The 17,358-nt window shown below is 71.9% G+C and carries 15 protein-coding genes; 3 read left to right on the top strand and 12 right to left on the bottom strand.

What is annotated here, in order from left to right; genetic code table 11:
- Positions 1-89 precede the first annotated feature (89 nt).
- The 7 genes from OIE74_RS19965 to OIE74_RS19935 all read right to left on the bottom strand — a co-directional run bounded on the left by OIE74_RS19965 (position 90) and on the right by OIE74_RS19935 (position 9,336).
- Positions 90-2,645, bottom strand: coding sequence for an ABC transporter permease (locus OIE74_RS19965; protein WP_329385466.1), 2,556 nt, complete (start codon positions 2,643-2,645; stop codon positions 90-92).
- Positions 2,642-3,469, bottom strand: coding sequence for an ABC transporter ATP-binding protein (locus OIE74_RS19960; protein ID WP_329385463.1), 828 nt, complete (start codon positions 3,467-3,469; stop codon positions 2,642-2,644). Before OIE74_RS19960 ends, OIE74_RS19965 begins: the two co-directional genes overlap by 4 nt.
- A gap of 462 nt (positions 3,470-3,931) precedes the next feature.
- Entirely contained in the window at positions 3,932-4,606 is a 675-nt protein-coding gene (locus tag OIE74_RS19955; protein WP_329385460.1) for a response regulator transcription factor, read from the bottom strand.
- Positions 4,603-5,925 (bottom strand): sensor histidine kinase, encoded by a 1,323-nt coding sequence (locus tag OIE74_RS19950; protein ID WP_329385457.1) that lies wholly within the window; start codon positions 5,923-5,925, stop codon positions 4,603-4,605. Before OIE74_RS19950 ends, OIE74_RS19955 begins: the two co-directional genes overlap by 4 nt.
- 10 nt (positions 5,926-5,935) lie before the next feature.
- On the bottom strand, positions 5,936-7,042 hold the full coding sequence (locus OIE74_RS19945; RefSeq protein WP_329385455.1) for a fatty acid desaturase family protein: 1,107 nt from the start codon (positions 7,040-7,042) through the stop codon (positions 5,936-5,938).
- A 99-nt stretch (positions 7,043-7,141) separates the two neighbouring features.
- Positions 7,142-8,356, bottom strand: coding sequence for an acyltransferase family protein (locus OIE74_RS19940; protein ID WP_329392358.1), 1,215 nt, complete (start codon positions 8,354-8,356; stop codon positions 7,142-7,144).
- A gap of 2 nt (positions 8,357-8,358) precedes the next feature.
- Positions 8,359-9,336: an alpha/beta hydrolase gene (locus OIE74_RS19935; RefSeq protein ID WP_329385452.1), complete on the bottom strand. Its 978-nt coding sequence runs from the start codon at positions 9,334-9,336 to the stop codon at positions 8,359-8,361.
- Positions 9,337-9,513: 177 nt separating this feature from the next.
- Between OIE74_RS19935 and OIE74_RS19930 the strand changes: the two genes are divergently transcribed.
- Complete coding sequence (locus tag OIE74_RS19930) at positions 9,514-9,948, top strand: hypothetical protein (protein WP_329385450.1); 435 nt, start codon at positions 9,514-9,516, stop codon at positions 9,946-9,948.
- Between the two features lie 301 nt (positions 9,949-10,249).
- Here OIE74_RS19930 and OIE74_RS19920 read toward each other — a convergent pair whose 3' ends face one another.
- The 4 genes from OIE74_RS19920 to OIE74_RS19905 all read right to left on the bottom strand — a co-directional run bounded on the left by OIE74_RS19920 (position 10,250) and on the right by OIE74_RS19905 (position 13,691).
- Positions 10,250-10,753: a hypothetical protein gene (locus OIE74_RS19920; RefSeq protein WP_329385447.1), complete on the bottom strand. Its 504-nt coding sequence runs from the start codon at positions 10,751-10,753 to the stop codon at positions 10,250-10,252.
- A gap of 596 nt (positions 10,754-11,349) precedes the next feature.
- The gene (locus tag OIE74_RS19915; protein WP_329385445.1) at positions 11,350-11,769 is read right to left on the bottom strand and encodes a CoA-binding protein; all 420 of its coding nucleotides are present in this window, start codon (positions 11,767-11,769) and stop codon (positions 11,350-11,352) included.
- A 93-nt stretch (positions 11,770-11,862) separates the two neighbouring features.
- Positions 11,863-12,510: a response regulator transcription factor gene (locus OIE74_RS19910; RefSeq protein WP_329385442.1), complete on the bottom strand. Its 648-nt coding sequence runs from the start codon at positions 12,508-12,510 to the stop codon at positions 11,863-11,865.
- Complete coding sequence (locus tag OIE74_RS19905) at positions 12,507-13,691, bottom strand: sensor histidine kinase (RefSeq protein WP_329392357.1); 1,185 nt, start codon at positions 13,689-13,691, stop codon at positions 12,507-12,509. The genes OIE74_RS19910 and OIE74_RS19905 overlap by 4 nt, the downstream gene beginning before the upstream one ends.
- 264 nt (positions 13,692-13,955) lie before the next feature.
- Here OIE74_RS19905 and OIE74_RS19900 point away from each other — a divergent pair, with 264 nt between their 5' ends.
- Positions 13,956-14,753 (top strand): class I SAM-dependent methyltransferase, encoded by a 798-nt coding sequence (locus OIE74_RS19900; RefSeq protein ID WP_329385439.1) that lies wholly within the window; start codon positions 13,956-13,958, stop codon positions 14,751-14,753.
- A gap of 39 nt (positions 14,754-14,792) precedes the next feature.
- Here the strand turns inward: OIE74_RS19900 and OIE74_RS19895 are convergent, their stop codons facing one another.
- Positions 14,793-16,223, bottom strand: a complete 1,431-nt coding sequence (locus OIE74_RS19895) for an MFS transporter (RefSeq protein ID WP_329392356.1) — start codon at positions 16,221-16,223, stop codon at positions 14,793-14,795.
- A 218-nt stretch (positions 16,224-16,441) separates the two neighbouring features.
- Between OIE74_RS19895 and OIE74_RS19890 the strand changes: the two genes are divergently transcribed.
- A complete protein-coding gene (locus OIE74_RS19890) occupies positions 16,442-17,347 on the top strand; it encodes a LysR family transcriptional regulator (RefSeq protein WP_329385437.1) in 906 nt (301 codons plus the stop codon).
- The last annotated feature ends 11 nt before the right edge of the window (positions 17,348-17,358 follow it).

Below are 17,358 nucleotides of genomic sequence, written 5' to 3'. Positions count from 1 at the left end.
GATGAGCGAGATCCAGCCATGCGGGGTCGTGCGAGGGCGTACGGGACAGGGAGCCTGCGGGCGGCCGGCCACCGCCCCGTACGCCTGCGCTACGACCAGCGGCGCAGCGCCGCGCGCGCCGGCAGCGTGACCGCGAGCAGTGCCAGGCCGCCGCCCGCCGCCGCGAAGGATCCGTACAACAGCGGGGGCACGTACGGTCCTTCGCCCGTCATGCCGCGCATCATCGGGATCAGCGTGGCCGCGGCGATCGCCGAGCCGAGGACCACGCCCACCGCGGAGACCAGCAGGCTCTCCCAGCGGAGCATCGTCAGCACCTGGCGCCTGGTGGAGCCGACGAGGCGCAGCGTGCCCAGCTCGCGGCGGCGGTCGAGGACCGTCATCACCAGGGTGTTGACGGCGGCGATGGCGGCGAAGCCGCCGAGGAGGGCGGCCATGGTGTTGTTGGTCCAGGCGCCCAGCTTCGCGTCGAGGTTCTGCTCGGTGGCATAGCCGGAGGCGTCGGTGACCTGGCCCAGCGCGGTGAGCGACTTCTCGGAGCCGCCCCGTACCAGCAGCGTGCTGTCGAAGCCCGAGCTGACATGCCCGGCCAGGGACGCCCGGTCCATGGTCACCGTGGCCAGGCCGAGGCCGCGGCCGTAGACGGCGACGATCTCGGGGCGGGCCTTGGTGCCGTCGGGGAGGTAGAGCGGGAGCCGGTCGCCGACGGCGGCGTCCGCCGAGTCCGCCAGGGTCTTGTCGATGGCGATATGGCCCTCGCCGAGTTGGCGGAGGCTTCCTTCGCGTACGTCCAGGTCCTGCACCTTCGCGAGTTCGGCGCCGGAGCCGGACACACCCTGGACCGCAGCGCCCTGGAGCGACTTGAACTCGCCCGAGCCGACCGGCACCAGCACCTGCGTGTTCAGCAGGCCGACGGCCGCGTCAACCCCCGGCGCGCGGGCGGCGTCCGCCACCGCGTCCACCGGGAGGCCTGCCGGGTCCCTGACCACGTGGTCCGCGGTGATGCCCGCGCGCAACTGCTTGTCGGCGGCGTGGTTCTGGCTCGTGTTCATGAAGACGAGGGTCGAGGCGAAGGCCATGGCGAGCACGATCGGGGTGATCGCGGAGGCCAGACGGCGGGAGTTCGTACGGGAGTTGGCGGCCGCGAGCCCGGCGGCCGGGCCCGCGCCGCGCAGCGGGAGGCCGAAGAGACCCGCGCACAGCCGCGCCACCAGCGGGCCGAGCAGCGCGACGGCGAGCATGAAGGCCATGACGACGCCGAGGGCGGCGCCGGCCGCGTCGTCCCCGGAGGAACTGGCGGAGAGCCCGGTGAGGAACCCGCCGCCGACGAGGGCGGCGATGCCCAGCGTCGTACGGATCACGCCTGGCCGCAGCCGCTCCACCGACGCCTCGCTGAGCGCCTGGCCCGGCTTGATCTTCGCGGGCCGGCGCCCGGCCATCCAGCCGGCGCCGAGCGCGGTGAGCAGCCCGACGACGACGGCGACGAGGAGGGGGAGCCAGGAGACGTGCACCCGCACCGCCTCCGGGATCGCGCCGCGGTCCTGCAACTGCCCGAACCACCAGTGCGCGAGCCCGATGCCGGGCAGACAGCCGACGATCCCGGCGAGCGGCGCGACGAGCAGCGCCTCGGAGGCGACCGCGCGGCGGATCTGCCGTGGGGTGGCGCCGACGGCGCGCAGCAGCGCGAACTCGCGGGCGCGCTGGGACACGGACAGGGCCACGGTCCCGGCCGCTGTGAAGATCGCGACGATGGCGGCGATGCCGCCGAAGGAGCCGCCGATTCCGAAGAGCGTCTCCTTCGCGTAACCGAGGCCCGGGTCCTCGATGGCGCCGCGGTCGTCGCCGGTGTGCACGTCGGCGCCTGAGCCGGCCAGGGCCTTCTTCACAGAGTCGGCGAGGGTGTCGGCGTCGGTGCCGGGCTTCGCCAGTACGGCGATGGCGTCCACCTTGCCGGGGTGGCCCGTGAGCGTGGGGGCCTGGGCGTCGGCGAACCAGGCGATGGCGCCGGCGGCGTCGGTGTCGGTGTCGGTGTTACGGGTGGTGTCCGCCGGTCCGGCCTTGGCGACGCCCGCGACGCGGAAGTCCCGCTCCCCGTCGGCGGTCTGCAGCGCGACGGTGTCGCCGACGGCGGCCTTCGCGGCGCGGGCCGTACCCGCGTCGAGCACGACCTCGCCGTCGCGGGGCGCGGAGCCGGAGGTCAGCGCCGTACCGGTGAAGGCGTGCGAGCCCCATCCGTGCCCGGTGAGCACACCGCCCGGAACGGCCAGCCCGGCGTCGCCGGAGCCCGCGCCTTGGGCCGCAGCGCGCACGGGGAAGGTGAAGTCCGGGACGGCGGTGGCCACGCCCGGCGCCTCGGTGGCCTTCGCCGCGAGCCCGGCGTCCACGCGTGCCGTGTCCGGCAGCGGGGTCGCCTCCTCCTCGCGGTCCTCGCCGCTGCCGGTGGCCACGCGCACGTACTGGTCGGCCGCCGCGACGACCGGCGCCTGCGCGTACCGCTCCGGAGGCACGGACGCGCGCATGCTGGTTTCGAGCAGGATTCCGCAGGCCGAGACAATCAGCGCGGACATCAGCAGCGCGAGGAAGGTCCCCGCGAAGGACGCGGGCTTGAAGCGGACGGCCTCGCGGGCGAGTCCGTTGGGGCGCATCATGCCGCCGCACCCGCCATCGCGCCGGCGCCGGAGGTACGGGCGGCGAGCATCGCCATCCGCGCCGCGATCTGCTCCGGCGTACCCCGGTCCAGGCCGCCGGCGAAGGTGCCGTCGGCGAGGAACAGCACGCCGTCGGCCCAGGCGGCGGCGGCCGGGTCGTGGGTGACCATGACGACGGTGGCGCCGAGGGTGTCCACCGCCTGCCGGAGCAGGCCGAGGACCTCGGCGGCGGTGCCGGTGTCGAGGGCGCCGGTGGGCTCGTCCGCGAACACCACGTCGGGGCTGGTGACCAGGGCGCGGGCGACGGCCACGCGCTGCTGCTGACCGCCGGAGAGCTCACCGGGCCGGCGCCGCGCCTTGTCGGCGAGCCCGACCTGCCCGAGCACCTCGGCGGCCCGGCGGCGGTCCTGGCGCTGCCCGGCCAGGCGCATGGGCAGCAGTACGTTCTGCTCGACGGTCAGCGACGGCAGCAGGTTGAACGCCTGGAAGACGAAACCGAGGCGGCTGCGGCGGAGCTCGGTGAGCTCGTTCTCGCTCATACCGGTGATCTCGGTGCCACCGAGCCGCACCGACCCCGAGGTGGGCCGGTCGAGCCCGGCGGCGCACTGGAGGAAGGTGGACTTGCCGGACCCGGAGGGGCCCATGACGGCGGTGAACGTGCCGCGCGGCAGGGCGAGGTCGACACCCGCGAGCGCGTGCACGGTGCCGGCACCACGACCGTACTGCCGCCGTACCCCCCGCAGTTCAACGGCGAGCCCGGCCGCCCCGACCGGCACCTCCGGCCGCTCGTCCGCCTTCTGCCGCTTGCTCTTGCGTAGCCTCATGCTCTGCCCTTTCGCGCGCCACTCGTGCTTCTCGTGCGTCTCGTGCTGACGGAATGCAGAGTGCGGGGCGGGCTGCGGGCGGGGCGTCATACCCGGGAGCCAATGTGGAGGTGCTACCCCGGTAGGGGGTGGAGGAGGGACGGGGCCCGGGGTGTATCGGGGGAGCGGGTTCCGGCTTACGGCCTCCGGGCCTGGGCGCCGGGTTGCGATGGGGCACCAGGGAGCCGGCCGCGCGGGGCCTGGGGGGCGCGGCCCCGTCCTGCGGCGGAACGGGGAAGCCCCTGCTGCTCAGACCTGCGAAAGCTTGGAGAAGGGCCCGCCCCCTCCGCAGCGGGCGGGCGGCGCCGCCCCGCGCGGGGACGACGCCACTCCCCCGGACACGCCCTGGCACAGGGGCAACGGCGCACCCCCTGCTCGGAACCCGCCGCAGAGCCGCGCGGCCGGCCGCCCAGGTCGGTGCGACTACTCGCCCGCGGACACCAGGCCCGACTCGTACGCGAACACCACCGCCTGCGCGCGGTCGCGCAGGTCGAGTTTGGTGAGGACGCGGCTCACGTGTGTTTTCACCGTCTGCTCCGCCAGCACCAGCGTCTCCGCGATCTCCGTGTTCGACCGGCCGCGGGCCACCAGCGTGAGCACCTCCGTCTCGCGTGCCGTCAGGGCCTTCAGCCGCAGCGCGGGCTTGCCCGGGGGCGTGGGGCGTTGGCGGGCGAAGTCCGCGATGAGGCGGCGGGTCACCGAGGGGGCGAGCAGCGCGTCGCCCGAGGCCACGACACGTACCGCCGCGATGAGGTCCGCCGGCGGCGCGTCCTTCAGCAGGAATCCGCTCGCGCCCGCCCGCAGCGCCTCGTACACGTAGTCGTCGACATCGAACGTGGTGAGCATCAGGACACGCGGCCGGTGCGTCACGCCCGGCGGGGGCGAGAGGAGCCGGCGCGCCGCCTCCAGGCCGTCCATCTCGGGCATGCGGACGTCCATCAGCACGACGTCGGGATGGGTGCGCCGGCTGAGCTCGACGCCCTGCGCACCGTCGGGGGCCTCGCCCACCACGTCTATGTCGCTCTGGGCGGCCAGCAGCGCGGCGAAGCCGGCTCGTACCATCGCCTGGTCGTCGACGATGATGACGCGCGTCGTCACGTGAAGTCCCTTTCTGTCAGGGGAATTTGGGCGATCACACGGAAGCCGCCGTCCGGCAGCGGCCCCGCGTCGAGCGTGCCGCCGAGGATCCGCACGCGCTCGCGCATGCCGACGAGGCCGTGACCGGTGCCGCCCACCTCCAGCGGCGCGGCGGGCGGCACGGGCGGCGGCCCGTTGACGACGAGGACAGTGAGCCGCTCCCCGTCCTCCGGCGCCGCCCCCGATCCCATCCCCGACACGGAGACCGACACCCGCGTCGGAGCACCCGGCGCATGCCGGACGACGTTCGCAAGGGCCTCCTGCACGATGCGGTACGCGGCGAGTGCCTCCGCCTCCGGCACGTCGGTGTCGCAGGGGGTGAACTCCACCGGCACGCCCGCCCTCGCCGTGGCCTCCGCCAGTTGCCCGATCTGCGTCAGGCCCGGCTGGGGTGCGAGTTCGCCGTGCGCTTCCTCGTTCCGGAGTACGCCGAGGAGCCGTCGCATCTCACCGAGCGACTGGCGCGCGGTCGCCGCGACGGACGCGAACTCCTCCTGCACGTCCGGCGGCAGCCCTTGGAGGCGGTACGCCGCGGTGTCCGCCTGCACCGTGATGACGGACATGTGGTGCGCCACCACGTCGTGCAACTCGCGGGCGATGCGGGCGCGTTCCTCCAGCAGCGTCCGCCGGCCGCGCTCGGCCTCGCTGATCGTCTCCTGCTCGACCAGCCTGCGCTGTACCTCGGAACGCTCGCGGAGTGCCGCGCCGAGCACGAGTGCGACGCCGCTGAGAATGATGAGCAGTGGGCTGTTGCCGCCCGTGCCGTGGGGCGTGACGAACTCCAGGCCGACACCCGCGGCCGCCGTCGCCAGCCACACCACCAGCAGCGTCCGGAGCGGCTCGCGCAGGCCGAGGGCGAGGCAGAGGCCGACGTACCCGACGATCTGCATGGGCGGGAACGGCCACAACAGCCGCTCCTCGAAGTCGACGGTGAGCAGGACGAGCGCCCCGCCCATGTCGGCGACGAAGATCACGTACCAGGCCCGCAGCGGACGGACGATGGCGAGCAGCAGCGGCGCCGTCTGCGCGACGGCCAGCCCGCTCGCGATGCCGCCGTTCAGGCCGTAGTCGGCGGTGAGCACCTGGATGGTGGTGGGCAGCAGGGCGACGAACAGCAGGAACGCCACGCCCCACGGCAGCAGCCGTACCCACCGGCGTGAAGCCCCCGCGAGCAGCACGCGCGGGCGTTCCTCCTGCCGCGCGCGTTCCTCCTGCCGCTCGCGTCCCCGCTTCCGCGCGCGTTTCCCCTTCCGCGGGCGTTCCTCCTCCACTGAGGTCATGAGCGTCAGCCTATGCGCGGCGGGACGGCGTCAGGACCGGCTCCGCGCGCAGCGGTTCTCCCACGTCGTGCATGTGCCGCAGCGCCTGCCGGTACGAGTCGACGAGGCCGGTCTCCGCGTAGGGGATACCGAGGTCGCGGCAGTGGGCCTCCACCATGGGTCGCGCGAGCTTCAGGTGGGGGCGGGGCATGCTGGGGAACAGGTGGTGTTCTATCTGGTAGTTGAGACCGCCGAGGAACCAGTCCGTGAGGACGCTGCCCCTGATGTTGCGCGACGTGAGGACCTGGCGGCGCAGGTGTCCCCACTTCTCGCCGTCGGGGTCGGGCATGTCCATCCCCTTGTGGTTGGGCGCGAAGGCCATGCCCAGGTGGAGCCCGAACAGGGCCTGATGGAGCGCGGCGAAGACGAGGGCGTGCGCGAGCGGCATGGTCGTCAGGAGCAGGGTGACGTACCCGGCGACGTGGGCGACGAGGAGCGCGCCCTCCACCAGGCGCTCGCGGCCGGTCTGACTGCGCAGGTCCTGAAAGCCGTAGACCTTCAGGGCGATGCCTTCGAGGAGGGTGAGGGGGAAGAAGAGCCATGCCTGGTGGCGGGTGAGCCAGGCGCGGAAGCCGGTGCGGGTGGCGGCCTGCTCGCCGGTGAAGACGAGGACGTCCGCGGCGACGTCCGGGTCCTTGTCGATGTGGTTGGGGTTGGCGTGGTGGCGGTTGTGCTTGTCGTTCCACCAGGCGTAACTCATGCCGAGCAGCAGGTTGCCGTGGATGAGCCCGATACGGCGGTTCGTGGCGCGGTCGCCGCTGATCTGGGCGTGGCCCGCGTCGTGTCCGATGAACGCCGTCCGGGCGCACAGGACGGCGAGGACGGGGGCGAGAAGAAGCACCCACCACGAGCCGCCGATGAGCGCCATGCCGGTGGCGACGGCGGCCAGGCAGAGCGCGTTGGCCGCGATGGTGCGTGCGTACCAGCCGGTGCGCCGGGCGAGCAGGTCCTGTCCCCTGACGTCGCGCAGCAGGGACGTGAACTCGCTGCCCGTGTCCGGTGGGGGCTGGCTCGCGGTGGCACTCTCGGGGTGCGCCCTCTCGGGGTGCGGCAGAGCGGTTTCGCCGGCCGAGGACATGGTCGTACTCCTGTTGTTCGGTGAATGCTCGGTCTGAACGGACGTGCGGATCACTTGGATCGCTTGGGTCACTTGGGTCACTTCTGTCGCTTCCATCGCTCACGCCGCCAGCGCGAAGTAGCCGAACCCCGCCGCCAGCACGCCCGCCGCCGCACGACGGGCCATGCCGGTGCGGTCCCACGGGGTCTCCAGGGGCCGGGCGAACTTCGCGATCACCACGAGCAGCCCCGCGAAGAGCGGCATCCAGGCCAGCCGCGCCAGGAGCCAGCCCGCCGTGTCCGGCGCGGCGGTCAGGCCGGGGATCTCGCCGGAGTACGAGGCGGGGACCGCAGCGGCGAGCATCGCCGTCTGGTGCCAGCACAGGATCGTCATCGCCGACAGGTTGATGATCACCACCGGGGCCCATACGGCGGGGCGCCGCAGCAGCCGGGCCAGCCGGTCGCGCAGCAGGATCGCCGCGCCGGACTGGGCGGCGGCGAGCGCCAGGACCAGCAGGGACGGCGGGTGGGAGTTGGTACGGGACTCACCGGGCACGCCCACCATCGACGCCGGGTAGTGGAAGGCGAGCAGCAGGGTGGCGAACAGGGCCGTGCCGCCCACCAGCAGCAGCCACGCCTCGCGGCGGCCCAGCCGCTTGTCCGCCCAGGTCACGCCCAGTTGGTACGCGAACATCCAGCCCGGCAGCAGATTGAGCAGGCTCACCCAGGACGGCATCGCCTCCGCGTACGGCCCGTAACGCAGGAAGTCGACCACCGCGACCGAGCCGAGCAGCGGGGCGGCGGACCAGAAGCCCAGACGCCGCGAGGCGCGCACGCAGTACGGCGTGAGGGCCGTGATCACCGCGTAGACGCCGACGAACCACAGGGGCTGGACGACCAGCGTCGACGCGGTGTGCAGGGTGCCGGTCGGGACGCCGAAGCCGTAATGGAGGGTGGGAAGCAGCAGCGCCCATACGGCGGTGACACCGAGAACGGGACGCCCCAGACGGGCGAGCCGGCCGGTGATCCACTGGCGGGTGGAGCCCTTGCGGCGCTGGTAGGAGAGGTACGAGGAGTAGCCGCCGACCAGGAAGAAGATGCCCAGCAGCTGGAGGATCCAGCTGGCCGGGGCCAGCGCGCCGAACGTGGCCAGCGGGCTGGCGTTGTGCAGTCCGCCGCCGGTGTCGAGGGTGAAGCCGCCGACCAGCCAGTGGCCGGCCGGGACGGCCAGGAGCGCGAGGGCGCGCAGGCCGTCGATGGCGCGGTCGCGGTGGGCGGGTGTCCGCTCGTCGATCCTGGCGGTGAGCGCGGCGAGCTTGGTCGACTTCGTAGGCATCCTCATCGCAGGTCTCCCTCGGCGATCGCCGCGAACGCGGTCAGGGTGGAGGTGCCGGGCGTGAAGTACGCGTCGTGCTCCGGGACGTCGTCGGCGGGCAGGACGGTCGCGCCGAAGTCGGGCGATGTGGGGTCGGCGCCGTGGCCCAGGCCCAGGAACTCGACATGGGGGACGCGGCCGATCCAGTCCTCCGGGGACTTCGCCGCCCAGACGCGGGCATCGGTGTCCAGCGCGGTGACGTCGTCGGCGCGCATGCCGGGCGACCCCATGACGACGATGTCGCCCGCGTCGGTGTCTGCGGCGGCGAGGCCGCAGACCACGGAGCCGTAGCTGTGGCAGAAGAGGGTGGGGTCCGGGAGGCCGGCCGCGTCCAGACCGTCGGTGAACCGGCCGAGGCGCTCGGCACCGGCCTCGGCGAGCCGGCCCGTCGCCTGGTCGAGGCCGATGCCCGAGGGGGTGGTGTAACCGGCCCAGGCGATGACGGCCGTGTCGTCGCCCGCCTCCTCCTGGAGGTCGGCGGCCCGCTGTGCCGTACGGTCGAACGTCGAGACGTCGATGTCCGAACCGGGGACGATCATCGAGACGTGGGCGGCGTTCTCCAGATCCCCCACGACCTGCGCGATCAGCCCGCGACCACGCGGGTCGTACGCGAGAACCTGCTCGCCGGCGGGGGCGTTGGCCTCGTACCTGAGCTCCACGGGGGCGCCGTCGAGGTTGCCCACCACGGTGGGATGCTCCTCGACGAGCCGCTGCCGCTGAGCACCGGTGAGCCCGCCGAAGAAGGCCGCGACGTCGGACGGGGTGGCCGTGCCCGGGTCCGGCAGCTGCCTGCCCAGAGAGTCGTCCGCCAGCCACGCGGCGGTCCCGGGAAGCGGCCCACCGGGCACGGAAACGCTGCTCGCCGAGGCCCCACCGGCCGTACCGCCGACCAGCAGCGCGGTCAGTACGGCGGTGCTGAGGATCTTCCTGAAGCGACGCATCCGTCCGTCTCCCTCTGTCTCGTCGGTGGTGACGGAGAGGAAGGTAGGAAGCCGGCCGGCAGCGGGGCGTCACGCTGGGGAGCCAAGTCGGAAGTGATACCCCGGTAGGGGGTGGGCTAGGACGCACCCGGAAACTCTGGTCGGATGTTGGTTCGGGGCGTCTGGAACGATGTGTCCGTGCATGCTGATGATCAGGTTGGCGAGGGTGTCCCTGCGGAGCTCGCGGTATTCCTGCGGGGTGCGGTCGACGGGCGGCACCCGGTGAAGATCGCTCCTTCCGTCTGTGAGGGGTGCGGCGGTCGTGTGTTCTTCGTGCTGGTCAACGCGTCCGGAGCGGAACGGGAGTGTTCGGGCTGCGGCAGCCGTGCGTTCATCGCGGACAGCGAGGAGTTCTGGGACGAAGAGTCCTGGGAGGACGACGAGCCCGGTGCTGCCGGCTGCCCGTGCGGGAGCGAGGAGTTCGAGGCGGCGGTCGCGTTCTCGCTCGGCGATGACGGTTTGGTCCGTTGGGTGACCGTGGGCCTGCGGTGCGTCAAGGACGGGTTCTGCGGGATCTACTCCGACTGGAAGATCGACTACGGACCCACGGATCACCTCCTGACCATGGTCTAGGGCGTGTTTGAGAAGTAGCGTCGTCCGCCCATCGGGCGGGGCCCACGGCGTCTGGTGCGTGCGATCGCAAGGCGGAGGATCAGCCCCGTAGATGGACCGGACGTACTTGGATGACTCCGACAACGCGGCGAGCGTGCGTGCCAGGCGTCGTGGGCCAGACGGGACTTCTCAAACACGCCCTAGGGGCCCCAACGGGCTGCGGTTCGTGGAAGGTTCCGTCGCGGAGCATCGCGAAGAGGACGTCGGCCCGGCGTCGGGCGATGCAGAGCAGGGCCTGCCAAGCCGATCCCTCTCGTCCGCGCTACAAGCCCCCGAGCCGGGCCGGCCGCGCGCAGTCGTGTCCGTCACCGGGCAGTCCCATGCCGTGCAACACGGGTTCCTCGCCCTCAGGAATCCCGAAGGTGAAGTTCGCTCTGGTCCCGACGGCCACGAGCGAGCACTGGTTGCCGAAGGTCATCGGCAGATAGGGCTCCCAGGAACACCCGGCCTTGTTCAGGGCGGAAACGACGTCAGCGTGCTTGAGCCCTGCCGGAAAGGTGCCCGTCCCGCCGACAATCGACGTGGGGAGTTCGACGACGTCACGCCAGGTCTGGACGGAGATGAGCGATACCTTCCGGCAGCGGCAGACACACAGCTCAAGGTCTCCGTAGGCGAAGAGCCTCGGCCACTTGCTGTTCCGGCTCATCGTTCCGATGTCCCACGGCTCGCCGAGAGCTGCGGTCACCTCGCTCCAATCGGCTCCGCGGAAAACCGGGCCCAGTCCGCCCGTCTTCGCCGTATTGGCCAGGACATCGAGAATCTCCACGAGGCGGAGCCTGACAGGTACCCTGACCAGCAGTCCAGCGGTTTCAGGGGCGCGCGCAGGCCCTGGGGGTGACTTGCCGTTTGGACCATTCCTTCAGGCAGCCGTACTTCCGCCACGGCCGACTTCGCCGGAATCTCCAAGAGGCCGCGTCAGAGCGGTGTCGCTCTGTAGTCGCCGCTCAGGTATGAGGTGATCCAACTCCGCGTCTTCGTTGCACTTTTCGCACCGATAGGTACCGTCTCTCCGCTCGTACGTTTCCCCTATCGGCCATAAGCGATCACATCCTGCGCATATGCGTTCCAGAGGTGACGTCATATGCTCGACGGTCGCCTTATGACCAAACGTCAGAAAGGTCGCCACCGGGGTCGCACGGGCGCATCGGGCCAGCTCATCGACAGTCCCGACGCAGAGGTACCGCCGAACCTCCTGCGCGTCACGGCTCCACCCCTGGTCCCCCTGCGAGGAGTTCGCGCCGCCGGAACCCGGCAGTCTGGCCGAGGTTGTGGGCCGGGCACCCCGTGGGGTGCCCGGACCGGGGCTTGTTGGTCAGGGGGCTGGAGGGTGCGCGTTTCCTTGGTGAGGGCTGGTCCGGTCTGTCAGAGCAGGCCCAGGCGGGTGATCTCCCGTCCCGCCGAGCGGTTCATCACCATCTGGAGGCCCGCCGCCCGTGTGCGGGCGTACGCGGGCTCGTCTATGACCTCCAGTTGGAACCAGACCGCCTTCGCGCCGAGCGTCACCGCCTGGTCCGCGATGGCCCCGGCCAGGTCGGAGTTGACGAATACGTTCACCACATCCACCGGGAAGGGGATGTCCGCCAGGGAGGCGTAGCCCTGTTCGCCTTCCACCGCTTCGGCCTTGGGGTGCACCGGCACCACCTTCTTGCCGATGCGGCGCAGTTTGTCGGCCACGCGGTAGGCGGCCCGTTCGGGGTTGCTGGACAGGCCGACCACTGCCCAGATGTCTCCGGTGTTGGTCAGGATGTTGCTTGCCGTCGCGTCATCGCCGTAGACCGTCATGACGGTCCAACGTAGGTGACGGCGTAGCAGTGCGCGGCAGAACAGGGGATCCGCGGCTCGCCATCGAGATGTTCTTCGAGCTGCCGGACAGTTTCAGGGAAGCAATCGCTGTTCCTTCGCCAGTGCCACCGCCCCCGCCCGCGTATCGACCCCCAACTTGCCGTAGATACGGCCCAGATGGGTCTTCACCGTCGCCTCGCTGATGAACAGCGCGCGGGCGATGTCGCGGTTGCCCAGGCCGCGCGCCAGTTGGCGGAGTATCTCCAGCTCCCGTACGGACAAGGTGGGCCGCGGGCTGCGCAGTTGGGCCAGGACGCGGTCGGCGATCGGGGGCGAGAGCGCCGTGTGGCCGGAGGCCGCGTCGCGGATGGCGGCGAAGAGTTCCTCCGGCTGCTCCGCCTTGAGCAGATAGCCCGTCGCGCCCGCCTCGATGGCGCGCGTGATGTCGGCGTCCGTGTCGAACATCGTCAGCACCAGTACGCGCGGCCCGCCCCCGGCCGCGGGACCGTACCCCTCACCCGTGAGCAGGTGTCTCGTGGCCGCCACGCCGTCCATGCCGTCGCCGAGTTGGAGGTCCATCAGGACGACGTCGGGCCGTACGCGCGCCGCCATCGCCAGTGCCTCCTCGCCGCTGCCCGCCTCGGCGACCACCTCGATGCCGTCGGTGCTGGACAACAGCGCGCGCAGGCCGGCCCGTACCACCGCGTGGTCGTCGCAGAGCAGCAGCCGTACGGGACTCATGACACCGCCTCATCGGATACGGGTACGGATACCGGCACGCGTACCGGCTCCAGTGGCACCGCCGCCGAGACAACCGTGCCCTCGCCCGGCTCCGACTCCACGGTGAGCGTGCCGCCCAACTGCCGTGCCCGCGCGCGCATCGCCGGCAGCCCGTGCCCGCGCCCCGCGCGGCCCGGCGGGGCGCCGACGACGAACCCGCCGCCGTCGTCCGCGACGTCCAGCGAGATCTGGTCGTCCAGGCAGGTCAGCGTCAGCGCGGCCCGGGTCGCCCCGGCGTGCTCGCGTACGTTGGCCAGCGCGCCCTGCGCGATGCGCAGCAGCGCCGCCTCGACCCGTTCCGGCAACGGGCCCGGGTCGCCGTCGAGGTGGAAGACCACCGTCAGGTCCTCTCCGCTCTCGCGGTCGGCGAGCGCGGCGAGCGCCGGGGCGAGTGTGCGCTCGGCGAGGTCGGCCGGGGCCAGGTCGTGCACGAACCTGCGCGCCTCGGCGAGGCTCCTGGACGCGATCTCGGCCGCGTCCCGCATGTGTCCGCGCGCCGAATCCGGGTCCGCGTGCCAGACGCGTTCGGCGGCCTGGAGCAGCATCTGCTGGCTGGACAGGCCCTGCGCGAGGGTGTCGTGGATCTCCGTCGACAGCCGCTGCCGCTCCGCGAGGATCCCCGCCCGGCGCTCGGTGGCGGCGAGGTCCCGGCGCGTACGGAGAAGGTCGTCGATCAGGGCGCGCTGGCGGGCGGCCTGACGTTTGAGATGGATCAGTACGGCGGTCCCGACCGCGGCGACGGCCGGCGGGGCGAGCAGCGCGTTCGGGTCGAACTGGCCCTGTGCGAAACGCATTTTGGATGCCACGACCAGCAGGGTCAGTACGGCGGCGAGCGACACCGCCGTTCGCGTCGAGAGGGTGTGCAGGCCGGTGAAGAAGAGCGGCATCGCGCACCACGCGGCGCTCGGCGCGAGCGCGAGCAGCACGACCCAGACCGCGAGCACGGCGCCCACCCAGGCGAGATAGCGGGCATCGGGACGCGTACCGGAGCGTGGTGCGGGCGCCAGGAACCGGCCGAGCAGATAGAGCAGCCCGAACACCACGAACAGCCCCACCACCCAGTGGGTGTGCCTCTCGCCCTCGTGCCGGATCAGATAACGCGCGAGCGAGGCGCCGACGAGCAGGACGAACGCGGCGTCCATGACGGCGGAGAGCCACCTGCGGTCGGGATCTGCCGTCGTTGTCGTCACGTCCACCTCTCCGTCGCGGCGGTGAGCGCGCCCCGCTCATCCCAGTCCTAACGTGCCCGCCACCTTCCCGCATCAGCCGATCGGTTGACACGCCCGTCCCCCGTACGACTCGCGAACCGCGGCCGGTTCGCCGTACCACCGCGCCCCGACCGGCCCCGAGGCTGAACTCACAACGCCCCGCCGCCACAACGCCCCGCCACACGGAGGACCCGCCCCATGCCCGCCAAGAACCTCACCGTCAACCGCGCCGCCCTCGCCCACCGCGTCGCCTACGCGCTGCGCCACCCCGACCGCGCGCCGCGCTACCTGGCCCGCGCCGCCCGCGACACCTGGCTGCGCCACCGCTGGCCGGACCACATCTCGTACTACCGCGCGGTGATGCGCTCCGACACCCGCGCCGACCCGAACGCCGCCGTCGGCAGCCGCAGCCACGAACGGTGGCTGGCCCTCGGATCGATGCAGTTCGACTACCTCATCGGCCACGGGCTGCGCCCCGGACACCGGATGCTGGAGATCGGCTGCGGCAACCTCCGCGCGGGCTGGCGGTTCATCGGCCACCTGGAGCCGGGGCACTACTACGGCATCGACATCTCTCCCGACATACTCGCCGCCGCCCAGGACACCCTGGTACGCCACGGCCTCCAGGACCGCCTCCCGACCCTCACCCCGGTCCGCGACCTGAAGCTGAGCTTCCTCCCGGACGCGCACTTCGACGTGGTCCACGCCCACAGCGTCTTCTCGCACTCACCGCTCCCGGTGATCGACGAGTGCCTGGCCCATGTGGGCCGGATACTGGCGCCGGGCGGCTGGTTCGACTTCACCTTCGACCGCACCGAGGGCGAGGAACACCAGGTGCTGCGGGAGGACTTCTACTACCGCACCGAGACCCTGACAGCCCTGGCCGAGCGGCACGGCCTGACGGCCCGCTTCATGACCGACTGGGAGGACCTCCCCCACGGCCAGTCGAAGATCCGCGTCACCCACGGCCCGAAGCAGGATCGCGCCCGGCAGTAGCCGCCCCACCCGCGGCGCGCCGGGAAGAGCTCGGCCCGCTCAGCGCGGCGCGGGAACCTCCTCGCGTCCCTCGCCCGCGCCACCCCGCGCCTCGGCCGGCGCCGGGCTTCCTTGGACCCGGCGCAGCCCGAGTGCCCCGATCAGTACCGCGACCAGTGCCGTTCCCACCGGTACCCACAGCGCCGACCGGTAGCCGTCCAGCATCGACGTGGCCGAAGTCCCATCCGTGGCCGCGACATTGACGGCGGTGACCGCCGACAGGCCCAGTGCCGCGCCGAATTGGAAGAACGTGTAGAGCAGCCCGCCCGCCAGGCCCTGTTCCTCTTCCTTCACGCCCTCCGTCGCGACGATGGTGAGCGGACCGTACGCGAGGGAGAAGGCGAGACCGAGGACGATCAGGCTCGGGAACATCGCCGGATACGTCCAGTCCGCGCCGACCGGCAGGAACAGGGCATACGCGACGGCGGCGAGCAAGAGGCCGCCGAAGATCACCTTGGCGTTGCCGAAGCGGTCGACCAGTTTGGGGGTGAGGAGCGGTGAGAGCACCGCGTCGATGCCGATGACCAGCATCGCGAAGCTCGTTTCGAGCGTCGACCAGCCGCGCAGTTCCTGGAGGTAGAGGACCACCAGGAACTGGAATCCGAAGAAGCCCGCCGCGAAGAGCAGCCCGGCCAGGTTGGCGCGTACGAGCGGGCCGTTGCGGAAGATGCCGAGCCGTACGAGGGGCTCCGCCGCGCGCCGTTCGACGGCGACGAACGCGGCGAGCAGTGCCAGCCCCGCGGCGAGCGTGCCGATCGTGGCGCCGGCGCCCGAGTGCGAGGCACGTTCCACTCCCAGCACCAGCAGCACGATCGCGGCGGTGACGGTGACGCCGCCCAGCACGTCGAAACTCTGCCCGGTACGGTCCGGACGCGCCGACTTCGGTACGAAGGCGAGTGCGGCGGGCAGGATCAGCGCGGCCAGCAGGACGGGCACGAAGAAGACCCAGCGCCACCCGACGGAGGTGAGCAGCCCGCCCGCGACGAGACCGATCGAGAACCCGCCCGCGGCCGTGCCGGAGTAGAAGAGCAGCGCCTTGTTGCGCCGCGGCCCCTCCTCGAATCCGGCGGTGATGATGGACAGGCCCGCCGGGGTCATGAAGGCGGCGGCGACCCCGGTGACGAAGCGCGCGACGATCAGCATCCAGCCGTCCGTGGCGAAGCCGCCGAGCCCCGAGAAGAGCAGGAAGACCAGCAGCCAGAACGTGAACATCCGGCGGCGCCCGAAGAGGTCCGCCGCCCGGCCGCCGAGCAGCATGAAACCGCCGTAGCCGAGGACGTACGCGCTCATGACCCACTGGAGGGACCCGGTGGACAGACCGAGATCGGCGCGGATGGACGGCAGCGCGACGTTGAGCATCGCCACGTCGATACCTTCGAGGAAGATCGCCCCGCACAGGACGAGCAGGACACCCAAGTCGCGCCCTGTCAGCGCGTCCGGTCGGTCGGTACGGCGTTCTGCCAGGCCGGCATCGGTCCCGGATCTCTTCTCACGCATGTCGATTCCCTGCTGTATCGAGGGGTGGTTGGCGGCTCAACCACCCTCGATCAGGGCTCACGGCGGAACAACAACGAAGATCGCAACGTTCGTTAAGCCAGGCTTACCGATCCGGCACGCTCATCGATCCGAGTCCCGTGGGAGGACGTCGAATGGAACGCGACGAGCTGGAGTGCTTCCTCATCCTCTCCGAGGAGCTGCACTTCGGCCGCACCGCCGAACGCATGCGGCTCTCCCGCGCCCGTGTCAGCCAGCTCGTCCAGCGTCTCGAACGCCGCGTCGGCGCACCGCTGTTCGTCCGTACGAGCCGCCGCGTCGTGCCCACCTCCCTCGGCCGCCGGCTCCGCGCCGACCTCGAACCGCACCACCGCGCCATCGCCGAGGCTCTCGAACGCGCCACCGCCACCGTGCGCGGCATCGACACCGTCCTCAACGTCGGCTTCTCCAACCCGCTGACCGGTGAGATCGTCATGAAGGCCACCGAGGCTCTACGGGAGACCCACCCCTCCCTCGCCGTCGAGATCTGCGAGATCCCGCTCGCGGACCCGTACGGGCAGCTGCGCGAGGGCGCGTTCGATCTCCAGCTCACCGAGTTCCCGGTACTGGAGGAGGACTTGGGCCGCGGTCCCGCGCTGCTCGCGGAGGAACGCGTTCTCGCGCTCCCCTCCTCGCATCCGCTCGCCGCCCGTGCCGCGCTCTCGCTGGAGGACCTGGCGGACGTCACCCTCCTCACGATCGCCGGACCGGCCCCCGCCTCCTGGCTGGAACACCATGTTCCGTCCCGCACCCCGGCCGGCCGAGCGATCGGACGCGGCCCCGCCGTCACCAACATGCAGGAGGCCCTGACCCTGGTGGGCGGCGCCCAGGGCGCGTTCGTGGCGCCCGCGCACACCGGCACGTACTACGCCCGCCCCGGCGTCACCTACGTCCCGCTCTCGGACGCGGCCCCGGTCGGGTACGGCCTGGTGTGGCGCGCGGGCCACACGACGGCCGCGATCGAGACGTTCGCGCGGACGGCGGCCCGCGTCGCCGCGACCGAGGCCGCCGCCCTCGCGTGACCTCCCGCCCA

The sequence above is a fragment of the Streptomyces sp. NBC_01716 genome, assembly GCF_036248275.1.
In the GTDB taxonomy this organism is placed as follows: Bacteria; Actinomycetota; Actinomycetes; order Streptomycetales; family Streptomycetaceae; genus Streptomyces.
Note: the sequence above shows the minus strand (reverse complement) of the source record. Positions and strands in the feature narration are given on the sequence as shown.

What these genes read in the sequence shown, in the direction of transcription:
- OIE74_RS19905 (WP_329392357.1), bottom strand. Translation starts at nt 13,691, where the DNA reads ATGGACGCCGCGTTCGTCCTGCTCGTCGGCGCCTCGCTCGCGCGTTAT.
- OIE74_RS19890 (WP_329385437.1), top strand. Translation starts at nt 16,442, where the DNA reads ATGGAACGCGACGAGCTGGAGTGCTTCCTCATCCTCTCCGAGGAGCTG.
- OIE74_RS19910 (WP_329385442.1), bottom strand. Translation starts at nt 12,510, where the DNA reads ATGAGTCCCGTACGGCTGCTGCTCTGCGACGACCACGCGGTGGTACGG.
- OIE74_RS19900 (WP_329385439.1), top strand. Translation starts at nt 13,956, where the DNA reads ATGCCCGCCAAGAACCTCACCGTCAACCGCGCCGCCCTCGCCCACCGC.
- OIE74_RS19945 (WP_329385455.1), bottom strand. Translation starts at nt 7,042, where the DNA reads ATGTCCTCGGCCGGCGAAACCGCTCTGCCGCACCCCGAGAGGGCGCAC.
- OIE74_RS19935 (WP_329385452.1), bottom strand. Translation starts at nt 9,336, where the DNA reads ATGCGTCGCTTCAGGAAGATCCTCAGCACCGCCGTACTGACCGCGCTG.
- OIE74_RS19965 (WP_329385466.1), bottom strand. Translation starts at nt 2,645, where the DNA reads ATGATGCGCCCCAACGGACTCGCCCGCGAGGCCGTCCGCTTCAAGCCC.
- OIE74_RS19960 (WP_329385463.1), bottom strand. Translation starts at nt 3,469, where the DNA reads ATGAGGCTACGCAAGAGCAAGCGGCAGAAGGCGGACGAGCGGCCGGAG.
- OIE74_RS19915 (WP_329385445.1), bottom strand. Translation starts at nt 11,769, where the DNA reads ATGACGGTCTACGGCGATGACGCGACGGCAAGCAACATCCTGACCAAC.
- OIE74_RS19950 (WP_329385457.1), bottom strand. Translation starts at nt 5,925, where the DNA reads ATGACCTCAGTGGAGGAGGAACGCCCGCGGAAGGGGAAACGCGCGCGG.
- OIE74_RS19940 (WP_329392358.1), bottom strand. Translation starts at nt 8,356, where the DNA reads ATGCCTACGAAGTCGACCAAGCTCGCCGCGCTCACCGCCAGGATCGAC.